Origin of the sequence: Lentihominibacter faecis (assembly GCF_014306095.1) — a bacterium.
In the GTDB taxonomy this organism is placed as follows: domain Bacteria; phylum Bacillota; class Clostridia; order Peptostreptococcales; family Anaerovoracaceae; genus Lentihominibacter; species Lentihominibacter faecis.
In genome coordinates this window covers 1-15028 of the sequence record NZ_JACRWC010000078.1, presented here as the reverse complement: position 1 = coordinate 15028, position 15028 = coordinate 1, and the positions used below count along the sequence as shown (strand labels likewise).

The following is a 15028-nucleotide window of genomic DNA, read 5'->3' as shown; positions in this document are numbered from 1 at the left end:
GAGACAGTCGTAATGTCCGACGTCTTCTTTGCAGATCGTATAAGTGCCGCACGGTTTTTTATCGCACACGGCATGGATCGCTGCGATCGCTACTTCCAGCTGGCTGTCATCCGGTTCTTTCGTCGTGATCTTTTGCAGATACAATCCCGGTAGGCTCAGGATCTTTACCACGATGTTATCGCTTTTTCCGGCCCATTTGAGCAGTTCATAGGAAAGTCCTGCAATCACCGGAAGGAGCAGAAGTCTGGTGACGATCCGAAGCCACAGGGTCGGCCATCCCAGCAGAAAATGCAGTGCAAACGCGATGATAAACACGAACATCAAAAAGCTGGTCCCGCACCGCGGGTGTAGTGTAGGGAACTGCCGGCAGTTGGCCGGGGTCAGTTCCAGTCCGTTTTCAAAGCAATGGATCGTTTTGTGCTCCGCACCGTGGAACTGAAAGACCCGTTTGATTTCTCCCATAAAGGAAATCAGCCAGACATATGCTACGAAGAGCAAGATCCGAAATACGCCTTCTGCAAAGTTGAGCCAGAACACGCTGTCGGTAAACAGCTTCATCAGGTTCACCACGCCGGTCGGCAGGATGATAAATATTCCCACCGTAAAGACCAGTGCCAGGAACACCGAAAAATAGATCATCAGATTCCATGCGCCCTTGGCTCCGAATTTTTTATTGAGCCAGGCTTCGAAGCGGCTTTCTTCGTATTCTTCTTCGTCGCCGACCTCCAGCATTTCTGCTGAGTCCATGAGAGTTTTCGTACCGATCACCATAGAATCAATGAATGCCACCACTCCGCGCAAAAGAGGGATCTTCGTCCATTTGCCATAAACCTTGGTCAGAACGGTCTTGATCTGGATATCATCATTTGGCAGACGCACGGCGAGAGCTGTTTTTTTCTCGCCTTTCATCATGATGCCTTCCATAACAGCCTGTCCGCCCATCTTGGTCGGGCAGGCGTCTTTTAAGAAAATCTTGCTTAAATCCATACTGTGTTATCCTTCTAATCTGATCTTCTTGATCACTTCAATAAAGGTTTTGTTATCTCGTGTATGTGCCAGGTTGTCCAGGATCATTTCGGTGACTTCCTGGTTGTCCCGATTACCCAGCGCCCGTCTCATGCGCCAGATGGCTTCCATTTCTTCCTGGTTCATCAGCAGATCTTCTCGTCTCGTCCCTGATTTGTTGAGATCGATAGCCGGGAAAATACGCTTCTCTGAAAGCTTGCGATCCAGATGAAGTTCCATGTTTCCTGTCCCTTTGAATTCTTCAAAGATAAGATCGTCCATACGGCTTCCTGTTTCCACAAGTGCCGTCGCCAGAATCGTGATGCTGCCGCCCTCTTCCAGATTTCTGGCTGCACCGAAAAACTTCTTTGGCTTATACAAAGCTCCGGGATCGAAACCACCCGACAGGGTCTTGCCTGATGCCGGCACTACCAGGTTGTAGGCTCTCGCCAGTCTGGTGATACTGTCCAGCAGAACCACCACATCCTTGCCGTGCTCGGCCAGTCTCTGTGCTCTGGCCAGAACCATCTCCGCCACTTTAACGTGATGCTGCGGCATTTCGTCAAAGGTGGAATAGATCACTTCTCCACTCTTGAGGCTCCGCTTCATATCCGTAACTTCTTCCGGTCGCTCGTCTACCAGCAGCACGATCAGTTCCGTTTCCGGGTAATGTTTTTCGATGCTGTTTGCGATTTTTTTAAGAAGGACTGTTTTACCGGCTTTCGGCGGTGCAACTATGAGTCCTCTCTGTCCTTTTCCGATCGGTGCCACCAGGTCGATGAGGCGCAGGGAAAGGTCCCTGCCGTCCTCCAGAACCAGCCGTTCGTTCGGGAAGATCGGAGTCAGCGATTCGAAATCCGGTCTTTTGATAGCTGCTCCCGGCTCATCTCCATTGACGGATACTACGTACAGCAGTGCGCCGAAGCGGTTTCCGTCATTAGGATGTCTGCAAATTCCTTTGATTTTATCACCGGTCTTTAAATTGAAACGCCGGATCTGAGCCGGAGCCACATAAATATCTTTTTCGCTGGTCAGAAAGTTGTTAAATCTAAGGAATCCGAATCCGTCTTCTGCCAGTTCAAGAATGCCTTCCACTTCGAAACGGTCGTCGCGGCTTTCGCGGGTTTCACGAGGTTCATGGTGGTCACGGTTTTCACGTGGTTCCCGTGGTTCATGGTTGTCGCGGCTTTCACGTGGTTCCCGCGGTTCGTGGTTGCTGCCCGGCTGCGGATCCCGGCTATGAACAGACTTATCGTGATCGTCTTTGTTACTGTTTTCTTCTTTTGGATCTTCACGCATCAGATTTGCGATCAGATCAGCTTTTTTCATTTTCTCGTACCCCTGCAGTCCGAAAGTTTTCGCGATTTCACGCAATTCGACCACTTTCTTGGACTTCAGAGTTTTCTCGTCCAATGTTTTCCACATATTATGTGAATCCTTTCTGTTCGTTGGTGTGGGTTGTATTTTTAGAGTGTAAAAAAATCTTAGATCGGTCTTTCGGGAATCCAAATACCCTAATCTTCTATATAATATACACCTGTTTTGAAAAGTATACAAGACAGCGGAGAAAAATCAGCGAGAAAAAAGATTTCAGCCCGGATCCCCGGCAGTATGCCTAGAATCGAGCTGAAATCACATTCCTCACTATTTGTATAGCCTCAGCTATTGTTTCTTTCTTCGAGAGCCTGCTAAGACTACTCCAATGCCGGCAAGTGCGGCTGCTGCGATGGCGATCCAGAGGGCCGGTGCGAAATTATCGCCTGTGGCTGCTGCGTCGTCTGCGGTCTGCTGACTGCTGCTTTGTGCAGAGGACGTCGCGGCTGATGTTGTCTGCTGCGAAGAGTCCGTCGGCTGGCTCGGATCTGTCGGCTTGGATGGGTCTATCGGTGTCACAGGATCGCTTGGCTTGCTCGGATCCTCTTTCTCCACTTTGACAAGATAGATATTGACGGTATTATTATCCACTGTTACGTTATCGATCCCCTTCGTTGTATTCTCATCGTCAATACGATATTCCCCGTCATAGGCAGATCCCGTCTCATTATCCCCGCTGAGCACATTCTGGATGTTGGCAGAAAGCTGCTTCTTGCCGTCTTCATACTGATACAGATCCGCCACGATCTTGGCGCCCGGATTGACCATATGAGTTCTGGATTTGATCTTCTTGGTCACCGTTTCTCCATTCTCTTTATAAGAAACGTAGAAATTTACCATATACGGAATGGCGTCTCTTTCCTCTCTCTTCTTCCATACAGCACGCAAAGTCAGGATCTTCCGATCCTTGTCACGATCATAATACAGGCAGTCCTGCACCGCGGCGATAGAAGCACCGCTGCATTGCAGCGACTCACCTTCGGCATAGGTCAAAGGGTTGCCGTCTGCCAATGTCTTGACAGTTTCGGTCGGATATCCCGTTCCGTCATCTCGTGTTTCCGCAGTCAGAACTTCCCAGTGATCGAATATGAAGCTGCCGGTTTTGTCCACCGGCTGCTGGTTGGAAATCAAAACTTTCTGGTGATTTTCACAGTTGTATCCGTTTTCCCCGCCATTCTGATAGGCCGGCATATCCTCGATATCTGTGAGGTTCGGCGAGATCTGCACGCCATCCTGCGTGCGCCCAGCTCCCGATACATAGTTGATGCCGTATTTGATCGGGGACGCCTGGATATTGACCAGCACAACGCCCTGTGCAGGAGCGGCATTCATATACTTCTGCAAAGCCTCTGTCCCACAGAAATAGTAATAACCGTCGCTGCTGGCCTGCCAGTTCTCGTAGGAGACGCCTTTAAAACCGGTCTCGGTTTTGATCAGGTATTGTACGAAAGCATCCTCTCCTGTTTTAAGATCATCATCTTCCTGAAGCTTCGTGCCGTCTTTTTTCGTGTAGGATATATGAGGCATCTGATAGCCGTCCGCTTTCTTAAAGCGTATGGGATCAGAGTAGCTCCCGCCTGATACCCTTTCAACAAGCGAGCCTGGCTTTAAAGCGATCCAGCTTCCCTGCCCGTCTCTGGTCTGATACTCCGGATCGCTTACACCATTCAGGTGCTTGAATACCAGCTCCTTGTGATAATGACCGACCAGGTTGCCTGCGCTGACAGTCAGGTTTTCATAGCAGTTCTCCACATCCATACGATATCTTCGGGTAGCCGAGCTTCCATTATCACCTCGGTTGGAAGTCACACTGATCGTGATTTTCGTCCCCGTGGAAAGTGTTGTTGTTTCTGTTACTGTTTTATCGCTTTTGACATCTACCATCGGCACCGTTACCGGCTCTCCGTTGATCTGCAGCTGATCCAGTTCCCAAGTAACCTGATGCGCCGTCCAGCCCCCAAAGTCCCAGGAGAAGCTGTGGTCCTGGGCAGAAAAGGTCTTTCGGCACAGATCCGGTCTAATGTTTCCAAATGCCTCTTTATTATTATCATCATAAACGACCATTCTTGTATTCGCATACACGGTCTGCGCCCATTCCGATGCATCAAAGGTAAACTGATCGATCTTCTCATACTGCAGTGTCACCACATCATCGCCTGTAATATTATCAAGTGAAATGAAATCTGAAAGTTTTGTAGTATCCGGGCTTCCTTTCGCCAGGAAAATACTATTCTTATTTCGCTGATACGACATCATTTCACCCAGCTTAGAAGTATAGCGATCTTTTCCGTCGCTTTTTTTCGTGACAGTCACGGTCGCCTTATATCCTCGCGGGATCGTCACCGTATCGCTGTAACTATGGCCGTCGGCCACTTCCAGCGGGCGGTCGGCTCCAAAGACCTGATCCAGGCTCCAGCCGTCCGGACCTTCACTCGTCACATTGCCATCAGAATCCTTAAACTGGTATTCTACAGTATGATCTTTGCCGTGGGTGTATTCCAGCGTGATTTTATCACCATTTTTTAAAACCGCATATGCCGTCTTGTTTGTAACGTTTTTATCGGTGGTATAGTAGATATACTCCTGCTCAGTGCCGTCATCTTCAAGGATCGTAAGCGTTCCCACGAAGTAAACGGCAGTATTTCCGATATGAGCACGGCTGAAGGTGTGTCTCACATCTGAGTTATTTTTCAAGGTCAGCGGCACATTGTTGCGCAGTTTACCACCTTTGATCGAAGAAATGGAAGCTGTCTGCAGATCTGTACAGGCCGAACCGTCCGCATGATGATTAACGCAAACGAACTCAAAATACTTTGCAGGGATCGCTGCATCTTCCGTTTCTACATTGTGCGGTGCACTTCGCAGATCCTGCTGCGTTACATATCCTTTTTCTAAATGCTGCTCAAGTGTTGATGAACCTGTCGCTTCTGCCGCCCATACGGCTGTACCGCTTCCCAGCGCGAGAAAAAGCATCAGGATCGCCAAACTCAAAGCCATCCCTTTTCTTATTCCTTGAAGTTTCATTTTGCTCCGTTATCCTTCCATACATTTTATCTGTACCCCCCCTTAGCGAGAGGCGCAATCCTTTTTTATCACAATTAGACGCCTCTGTCAATTATTTTTAGACGATTTTAGACTATTTTTGTCTCGTATGGCTTGCTTCGTCAATTCTGCCTTCATTACTCCACACAATATTATGGTCTGCAAATATTAATTTAACTGTTGATCATGTTAACGTAACAGTTTTCCCATCACAATACGTATTGCGACTCGGAGATTTGCCAACGCTTACTCCTGTTGCGTAGTATGGTGCTACCGCTTTCGCCTTACTCTCGCTGCTCTGTGGCTTCTGCCAAAAATTACGGTAGTGGTTGACATAATTTTTGCTAAATCTTCGTTTGCCGGGAAATTCAATGTAAATCGAGAATCCAAGTGGCAGTTACATAGCGACTATATACTCCAATTCTTTACTTTATCGTTTTTTCTAAGGATTTAGAGAAAATTGCACGGTACAAACCTTTTACTCTCCAAGCGATCGCCGTAATATTCTCGTTTTGTACCAAATTTCTTCTCATACGAAGAATCCTGGATATCCTCTCAAGGTGCTACCATTTTAAATTCTCGAAAACACACCGAAAAAGATTGATTCGAAGATTTTGGGTCAGCTGTAAAACTGCAGGCGGCTACGGATCGAGTCTCCTGGTGTAAAACACATTGCTTCTTTATCGATATGGCCTGGGGATGCTGGCGGAGCGATTTCCGCAGGAGCCACAGCAGGAAGCAGCGAAAAGAGCAAGGCGAGCGGACAAACGGCAGCAATGTTTGAGTGCCGGAGACGCGAGTTTTGCTGCCGTTCCGCGAGCTGCGAGTAAGCGCCCTTCCCTGTCGGTGACGAGGACTTTGCGAAGCTAGCATCCACAAGCCAAACAAAAGAAAGCATTCCGATACAGTCTGCGGCTCAGAATCGCCGAAATATGGATGAAAGTTTACCAAAATTTAGGCGGATTTTCATCCCTAACTGCCAGCACCGCCAGTTTAAAGATGAAGCCCCTTAAAACACCAGCCCATTTTACCCGGTTTCATCTTTATTTCCGGAATTAAGCCCTTTAAGGATGAACGCATCCCCTCAGATCAAGAAAATGAGTGCCTCAACTAGCCTCAGACACCCAACATCCACAGCCCGTACCAAAAAGAAAAAGACCGAGCCCCGGTTCCCTGAGGTTCGATCTTTACCATTCTTCTTAATCAAGATTTTTAATACTCGAAAAATCCTTCTCCGGTCTTTCTCCCAAGCTTGCCGTCGCGGACCATCTTGCGGAGATATACGTGCGGACGGTACTTGTCTTCGCCGTATTCCCGGTGAAGGGTTTCCATGATGGCGAGGCACACATCCAGTCCGATCAGATCGCCCAGCGCCAAAGGCCCCATCGGAAAGTTTGCTCCCAGCTTCATAGCCTTATCGATATCTTCCGCCTCTGCCACGCCGTCTGCCAGGATGCCGACGGCCTCATTGATCATCGGGATGAGGATCCGGTTTACTACGAATCCCGGAGCTTCCTCCACTTTAACAGGGCTTTTACCCAGGGATCCTGCCAGTTCCATAATGGCCTCAGTCGTTTTCTCGGAAGTGGATAATCCGCGGATGACTTCCACCAGCTTCATAGCCGGCACCGGATTAAAGAAATGCATGCCGATGACTTTTTCCGGCCGACCGGTCACAGCTGCAATCTCCGTGATGGAAAGCGCCGACGTGTTGGTCGCCAGGATAGCATCCGGATGGCAGACTTCATCCAGCTGACGGAACATGGCTTTCTTTGCCTCCACATTTTCCGTTGCTGCCTCTACAACAATCTCCGCATCGTGAAGATCCCCCATGTCGGTGCTGCCTTTGATGCGTCCCAGCGCTGCCGTCTTGTCCTCTTCACTCATCCGCCCTTTCTTGACAGCCTTTTCCAGTACACCTGAGATTTTTTCAAGGCCCCGGTCGACAAACTCCTGCTTCTGTTCAATAAACGTTACTTCATACCCGCTCTGTGCCATTACCTGGATGATCCCAGCACCCATTGTTCCTGCACCAAGCACACCTGTCTTTTTCATAGCCTGCGTTTCCTTTCTTTCCAGCATCCCGCAACCTTGCGGATACCATTACATGATCACCAGTTGGATAATATGGATCAGCAGCGGCACCGTCCCGATGGACGCCACCGTGCTTAAAAACAAAATCTTACTTGCAACACCTGCATCCAGTCCTTCCTGCTCCGCCAGCATAGAAACTGTCGCCGCTGTCGGAAAACTGATCCCCAGCACCAGGATCGACCTAATCAACGGATCGATAGGCAGGAATGCCACCGCCGCTAGCGTCAAAAGCGGCAGGAGCAGCAGCTTGACGGCACTTCCCTCAATGGTCACGACACTACGGATGATATCTCTGAATTTATAGTTGGTCAGCGTCGATCCAATGAAAATCATGGCCATCGGCGTGGATACGTTGCCTATATATAAAAGATACTCGTCCAGTACTCCCGGCACACCATTTCCCAGCATACTGAATGCGAATCCGATAAACAGCGCCAGGATGTTAGGATTCAGCAGCAGCTTGACCACCGCCGTAATAAAACGTTTCGGCGTCATCGGCGGATGATCGTCCGTCTTCATATCCCGCAGCAGCTTGACCCCGTAAGTAAAAATAAAAAAGTTCATGGCCGCATTGTGAGCCAGCATCAACAGCAGCCCGCTGTCCCCAAAGAAGATCAGAGCCACCGGAAATCCCATAAAGCCATTGTTGGGCATGGACATGGCAAACTCTGCGATACCCGAAACATTCTTCGGATATTTCCGCAGGCGGGCGTAGCCTTTGCAGAAAAAACCGTAAAGGTAAAAAACCACCAGGCTCAGCACGAAAGTGAGCCCGAAATCCGCCAGGACATCCGCCGTCAGATCCAGCTCGCCAATGTTGTGGACGATCAGGCATGGATACGCAAAATAGACCACAAGCTTGTTGATGCTGTGATCCATTTTGTCATCGATAAAATTGATTTTTCGCAGAAACCATCCCGTGAACAGGATCGCGAAAAGCACAAAATATCTACCGTACATCGATACACTCCTGCGATCTAACTGTAATACAGATTGTTGGTAATATATTCTGGATCGCTGGTCACATCGATGCCCAGCGCCTTTAACGTACTTTCATCCTTGTCGCTAAGGATAGCCGTGCAGTGTGCATGGCAGGACTTCAGCTGTGGAGCCTTGGCCAGCGCTCTTGCCGCAGACGGGTTGGTCACGGCAGAAATAGTCAGTGCTGTCAGGATCTCTTCACAGTTGAGACTCGTCTTTTCGGCGCCCAGCACATCCACCTTAAGATCCTGGATACTCTTTAAGATGCCCGGCGAGATCAGATACAGGTCATCCGCCATTCCGCTCAGGTATTTGATGGCATTAAGGACGGCGGCGGCTGCAGCGACCATACGGCGAGAACTTCTTCCCGTGATGATCTTGCCGTCCGGCAGTTCCAGTGCCATAACGACCACGTTAGCGTATCTCTCATCACACGCCTTTTTCTGCTCCGCATATTCTCTTGCCGGGAGCACCACTCTGCGATCTTCCTCGCAAAGGGACATGTCGTCCATCAGCAGCTTAGCGCGTTCCACCGTCTCCCCGCTTATTTTTCCCTTTTTGTAATCGCACTGTGCGATCATATACCGGCGGATAATCTCCTGGTCAGCCGCTTCACGCACCACTTCATCATTGGTGATGCAAAAGCCTGCCCTGTTGACGCCCATATCCGTCGGCGATTTGTATTCTGATTCTTCCCCTGTGATCTTCTCGATGATCCGCTTCACTACCGGGAATACCTCGAGATCACGGTTGTAGTTGACCGCTTTCTCCCCGTAAGCTTCCAGATGGAAAGAGTCGATCATATTGACGTCCTTCAGATCTGCAGTCGCCGCTTCATACGCCACATTTACAGGGTGCTTGAGCGGGATATTCCAGATCGGGAACGTTTCGAATTTAGCGTAACGGACTTTGCGTCCCCGCTTGTTTTCATGATACAGCTGAGAAAGACAGGTAGCCAGCTTGCCGCTGCCGCCCCCCGGTCCCGTTACGACCACCAGCGGCCGCTCCACTTCGATATACGGATTGGCGCCGTAGCCTTCGTCGCTTACGATGGTGTCGACGTCAGTGGGATATCCTTTGGTGAACCGATGCTTATAGGTCCGGATCCCGCGGCGTTCCAGCTTGTTTATAAACTTGTCCACCGCCGGAGAGTTGTCCTCATAGCGCGTCACCACCACGCTGTTGACTACCAGATCGTGCTTGCGGAAAATATCCATCAGCCGCAGCACTTCCAGGTCATAGGTAATGCCGAAATCCTGTCTCGTCTTGTTGGTCATGATATCCCCGGAATAAATACAGATAATGATCTCCGCCTTGTCCTTCATCTTCTGCAAAAGCTTGATCTTGGCGTTTTCATCAAACCCCGGCAGCACGCGCATGGCATGTTTGTCCTGCACCAGTTTGCCTCCGAATTCCAGATACAGTCTCTCGCTGTTTCCACAATTGATCCGCTGCAGGATATACTTTGACTGCTCCTCGATATACTGTTCCGCACTAAACCCTATTTCCGTCATCTTTTCCTCCAAACTCTTCTCTATCTACTATAAATATGCGATTGCCATTGTCAATGTCGTTACGACCATCACCACAACGATGGCGATAGTGATCACTTTGATCGTTTTTTTACTCATCATAATTTTTCACCTTCTTTACTACATCAGTGTTATGCTCAGCTGGTTGTGACCCTCCATCAGTCCCTTCAGACTGATGCTGTAATCAATATCCAGGTTTCCGCCGCCCTCGGTCAGATTGTTTTCCAGCCTGTTTGTCAGCACTTCAAGCTCGATCGCTCCAAACGGCGTATCATAAAGGCCGGAATACCGTCTTCCCCGCTCGAAACGTATCTCGTTCCCGATACCTGCGCCTTCCCCGTACCGTTTCATCTGCACCTCATCCGGCTTGCACTTGAGCCTCGTCCGGCAGCCGGGGATCCCAGAAAGCTCCGTTTCCTCATAGATCAGATACACCGCCTCGCCTCGCTTGTAAAGCTTGGCTTCCGTGACGAATTCCATGATATCCTCTTCACCCTGCTCGTTGACCTGATTCGTCGTGATCTTTACCATTACCTCTTTCATTTCATTCACCTCTATCCCATGCGATCCAGTATCTCTACCAGTTCATCCTTGTTGAAATGATATTTTTTACAGCAGAACTGACACTGCAGTTCCGCCTCTCCATCTTCCTCGATGATCTCCGTCAGATCCCTGCGGCCAATGGTCAAAAGCGCACTTTCGATCCTCTCCCGGCTGCAGTCGCATTCCCAGCGGATCTCTCTTTCTGCCAGGATCTCCGGCTGATATTCCTCCGGAACATCCTTGAAGATTTCCTGCAAAAGTGCTGCAAGGCGTTCGCTTGCTTCCTGGTTTTCTGCATCTGCCTGCAAAGTCTCCCCGGCAGGCTGTCCGCTATCGTCTGCCGAAGCCGCTTCAGCCAGCCGGTCGATTTCCGGATCGAAAGCTCCGGAAAGACCGCTGATCAGCGTCGTCAGCGGCGGCATAGCACCTATCATTTTTTCCAGAGCATCGACAGCCCCTTCCTGTGCATCCGGCAGCATCTGAATGATCATTCCGCCGGCAGCACCGATGCTCAGATCACGTTCCACCTTCACGCCCAGCGCAACGGAGGAATTCTGCTGTTCCGAAATATAAAAATACGCGGTCAGATCGTCTGCGATCTCGCCGTCCACCAGAGCGATAGTCCCTGTGTACGGTTCTTTCAGCCCCAGATCCTTGACGACTGTCAGATCTCCGACTCCCAGCGAACCGCCCACGTCCAGCTTGCCCTGGTCGTTTAAGGGCAGATCCACATATGGATTGGATATGTAGCCTTTCACTCTGCCATCGCCGTATGCAGTTGCCAGGATCTGTCTTGCCGGTCCGTCTCCTTTGAAGTGAAGGGTCAGCTTGTTGTCATCATCCTTGAGCATGATGCCCATCAGCCCTGCGGCTGTCAGCACCCGTCCAAGACCTGCTGATGCCAGCGGCGTGGTGTCGTGGATCTTCGCAGCCTCCTGCACCAGATCAGTGGAAATGGTCAGATACACACGAAACGATTTACTTCTATCTATTGCTATTAATGCTTTATTCATGATCTTACTCTTCCTTTATGTTATATACGTATTAGATTTTATCATATTATGTGTAAAATGTTTAACCTTTTCTTCAGATATTCACATATTTTCAACACGAAAATATCATATTCAATTTGTATATTTAGGATGAAGATTTGGAAAATTTAACATTTCAGAGAAATCAATGTCAAAAAGAGGAAACTGACGGAACAGAAAGAAGGTATAGATATGGATGAAAAGAAAACAGATCCTTCCGGATACGAACCGAACTTCGTCATGCACGACGCAGCGGAATCAGAGGCTGCTGAAAACCAGCCCGACATGGCTGAAAACCAGTCCGACATGCCGGAAGATCCTGCAAAGGCGGCTGCGCCGCCGGGCGATCAGGAGGATTTCGCACAGGAAGCGGCTCCTGGCGCATCAAATGATTTTGAGAAAAAAGGAGCATTCCGCGATCCGCGGGAGGCTTTTCGCAACACAGAACCCGGCACGAGCTCTTATCAGTATAATGAGCACAATCGTCCCGGTTCGGTAAAAGACAACTTTGGAGGTTCTCCTTACACTGGATATGTAGACGAAAATGGTAATATGCATTACAGCAACTACGGTCGTCAGCACCAGAATCCCGGACAGAACGATCACGCCGGGCAGTCCGGTCAGCGCTATTACGGACAGCAGCCAGGCGGACACGGTTTTGCAGGGCAGCAGTCAGGCGGCGAAGCCTGCACCAGTTCCTGGAGCAGCAGCGACGGCGTGACCAGGACTCACCGGGCCAAAGGCGTGAAAAAACCTAAAAAACCTCGCCAGCCAGGCAGACCGGTTTCCCTGACCCGCAAGTCTCTGGCACTGCTGATCGCATTATGTGTAGTGGTATCTGCATTGTTTGGATTTGGCGGATCTTATCTCGCCAATGCTCTTAACGGAGGACACAGCGGTTCCAGTAAAACCGCCAGCGTATCCAAGAACGGCTATAAACTGGAAGATGCTACCGGCAGCAAAATGACGGTGCAGGAAGTCACCAATAAAACCAAGGACAGCGTGGTGGAAATCAAGACCGAGAGCGTTTCCGCCGATGCCTGGATGCAGCAGTACGTTACAGAAGGTGCCGGAAGCGGTGTGGTCATGACGGCAGACGGCTACATCATGACAAACAACCACGTTATAGACGGAGCCAGCAAAATCACCGTTACGACTTCGGATGACAAGGAATACGAAGCCAAGCTGGTGGGCACAGACAGCATCACCGATATCGCAGTTTTAAAAATCAGCGCCAAGAATCTGACACCTGCAACTTATGGAAACAGTGATCAGCTGGCAGTCGGCGATATGGCGGTTGCCATCGGAAATCCGCTTGGAGAACTTGGCGGAACGGTAAGCGCCGGCATCATCAGTGCACTGGACAGAGAACTTGCCATCGACGGTAAGACCATGACGCTTCTGCAAACAGATGCCTCCATCAACCCAGGAAACTCGGGCGGCGGCCTGTTTAACGGCGACGGGCAGCTGATCGGCATCGTCGTTGCAAAATCCTCCGGATCCAACGTAGAAGGTCTGGGGTTTGCGATCCCGATCAACAAAGCAGCTGATGTGGCACAGCAGCTTATGGATAAAGGATATGTCAGTGATCAGCCATCCACCGGCATGAGCTATGCGGAATCCAGTCAGGGAAACGGGGCAGCTCAATTCTTCGGCAATAGTCAGGATTCTCAGTCCCAGAGCTCTTCCGCAGCGGTTTACATCCAGGAAGTAACTGGAACCAATGCGAAAAAAGCCGGATTCCAGTCTGGCGACCTGGTATATGCCGTAGACGGAACCAGGATCACTTCCTTCAATACGCTGTCTTCCATCGTCACCTCCCACAAAGTAGGTGACAAGCTGACCTACACGATAGTACGCGGTAATCAGACCAAGGAAATCAAGCTGACGCTGGAAGAAAAGAAGGCGAGCAATTAAATCCCCAGATACAGCCGCAGCAGACCGAGGATCAGCAGGTGCGCCGGATAAAAGCAGTAGTTGATGATTTTATACTGCCTGCCCCGCTTGCCATTGTATGTAAGAGTCAGCGCGAATCCCAGCAGCGCCCACGGCTCCTTGTACATGGAAAGAAAGCTGAACGGGATCGACAGAATGTATCGCTGGTGAAAAATGTACATGAAATAGCCGATCAGGATGGCGTGATGCTCGTAATCCAGCCCCAGATTCATGGCTGCAAAGCACATCACCGCCACGATCACAACGGATGCCAGATACCACAGCAGCTTCGGAAGACGATCCATTTTTTCTCGTAATGTGTCGATGCTCCAGATGGTGATCAGCACCGCTGCCAGCGTGAACATGATGTTGTTCCAGTTGGGTTCAAAGACCTGACTTGTTGTAAACAGGTCAAAGGGCACTTCGGAAATCACACCGAATCCTAGTAAATACAACAGGTATTTCCATCTGCTGCGGGTCTTGAAGTACCCTTCCACCAGAAGGAACATGAATAACGGGAAAGCGATCCGCCCCAGGATGTCAAAGAGATCGCTGATGATTTGTAATCCTGCACTTCCATCCAGGTTGGGATAGATCAGTGCTTTGTTCGCATGATCGATCAGCATGGATATAAATGCGAGGTATTTCAATTGTGCGCCGGAAAAGATCCTGATCTTTTCCGGCCAGTTTTTTATCTGCACGCTTTTCTGCGGATTTTTCTCAAGCTTGTTCTGCATCATACCGGTTCTCCTTCATCTATACTGGACTTATTCGTTCCACAATTATACTCGATTTCACCCGGAGAAAAAAGTATGAAATCCTTAAAAATAGTTTAAGATTTTAAATCATTTCCGGTATCCAGGGATCAAGTCGGAGACGAAGCATAAGAAACGATCCAGAAAGCGTAAAGTGAAGGACAAATACCCGAATCTGGTACCTCTACTTTGAAGTGACTTTCTACTTCGATGTGTTTACCAAATAAATCCTGAGCTAGCGGGCAGCTGACCGAAGAGGACATCGATTTCAAACTTAATGAGTGTAAAAGCCGGGAAGAATTCATCGACATGATCGAGCGCTATGTGAAGTTTTACAACAGACAGCGGCCCGGCTATGCCCTTGGGTATGATACACCGGATAACTATTACCGCCGCTACCAACGGGGAGAACTGGAGAAAAAAGACATCTTTTCCAGGAGAACTCTGACAGAGGAGCCGAAGTTCATCCGAAGCCGAAGAATGAAGGACAAAGGAAACGAGTAATTGGAAGGGCTGCATCCATCGTGTCCACTTCCGTAAATGAAAAAACACAGAAAATGCTTCCTGTGTCTACAAACGAAAAAGCTATATCACAAAAAACATTTTTTGTATCCACCAGACTTGACAAGTACAACTGGCTTTTGAAATGTCATAAATTTGCGCCCTGGATTGCATTGAAAAGTCATGAAAAACACCGCATAATTATATTGAAATGTCATAAAATATAGCCTATAAT

11 protein-coding genes are annotated in these 15028 nt (G+C 49.3%); 2 read left to right on the top strand and 9 right to left on the bottom strand.

The window, feature by feature from the left end; genetic code table 11:
• The 8 genes from H8876_RS06310 to H8876_RS06275 form a co-directional block, all read right to left on the bottom strand.
• Positions 1-987: DUF1385 domain-containing protein (locus tag H8876_RS06310; protein ID WP_249287026.1), on the bottom strand; the 987-nt coding region annotated here is incomplete at its 3' end.
• Positions 988-993: 6 nt separating this feature from the next.
• The gene (rho, locus tag H8876_RS06305; RefSeq protein ID WP_249287025.1) at positions 994-2430 is read right to left on the bottom strand and encodes a transcription termination factor Rho; all 1437 of its coding nucleotides are present in this window, start codon (positions 2428-2430) and stop codon (positions 994-996) included.
• A gap of 237 nt (positions 2431-2667) precedes the next feature.
• Complete coding sequence (locus H8876_RS06300; protein WP_249287024.1) at positions 2668-5376, bottom strand: hypothetical protein; 2709 nt, start codon at positions 5374-5376, stop codon at positions 2668-2670.
• A 1257-nt stretch (positions 5377-6633) separates the two neighbouring features.
• Positions 6634-7476, bottom strand: coding sequence for a 3-hydroxybutyryl-CoA dehydrogenase (locus H8876_RS06295; RefSeq protein ID WP_249287023.1), 843 nt, complete (start codon positions 7474-7476; stop codon positions 6634-6636).
• A gap of 48 nt (positions 7477-7524) precedes the next feature.
• Positions 7525-8475, bottom strand: a complete 951-nt coding sequence (locus tag H8876_RS06290) for an AEC family transporter (RefSeq protein ID WP_249287022.1) — start codon at positions 8473-8475, stop codon at positions 7525-7527.
• Between the two features lie 17 nt (positions 8476-8492).
• Positions 8493-10010, bottom strand: coding sequence for a DUF1846 domain-containing protein (locus tag H8876_RS06285; protein WP_249287021.1), 1518 nt, complete (start codon positions 10008-10010; stop codon positions 8493-8495).
• Positions 10011-10148: 138 nt separating this feature from the next.
• Positions 10149-10571: a YwiB family protein gene (locus tag H8876_RS06280; RefSeq protein ID WP_177264248.1), complete on the bottom strand. Its 423-nt coding sequence runs from the start codon at positions 10569-10571 to the stop codon at positions 10149-10151.
• 11 nt (positions 10572-10582) lie between these two features.
• On the bottom strand, positions 10583-11584 hold the full coding sequence (locus H8876_RS06275) for an Hsp33 family molecular chaperone HslO (protein WP_249287020.1): 1002 nt from the start codon (positions 11582-11584) through the stop codon (positions 10583-10585).
• A 210-nt stretch (positions 11585-11794) separates the two neighbouring features.
• On the opposite strand from H8876_RS06275, the gene H8876_RS06270 reads away from it, so the two are divergent.
• Positions 11795-13519: a S1C family serine protease gene (locus H8876_RS06270; RefSeq protein WP_249287019.1), complete on the top strand. Its 1725-nt coding sequence runs from the start codon at positions 11795-11797 to the stop codon at positions 13517-13519.
• On the opposite strand, the gene H8876_RS06265 is transcribed toward H8876_RS06270, so the two are convergent.
• Positions 13516-14277 (bottom strand): TraX family protein, encoded by a 762-nt coding sequence (locus H8876_RS06265; RefSeq protein ID WP_249287018.1) that lies wholly within the window; start codon positions 14275-14277, stop codon positions 13516-13518. The two genes, H8876_RS06270 and H8876_RS06265, sit on opposite strands and share 4 nt — an antisense overlap.
• Positions 14278-14538: 261 nt before the next feature.
• Here H8876_RS06265 and H8876_RS06260 point away from each other — a divergent pair, with 261 nt between their 5' ends.
• On the top strand, positions 14539-14796 hold the full coding sequence (locus tag H8876_RS06260; protein ID WP_283241767.1) for an IS3 family transposase: 258 nt from the start codon (positions 14539-14541) through the stop codon (positions 14794-14796).
• Positions 14797-15028 lie beyond the last annotated feature (232 nt).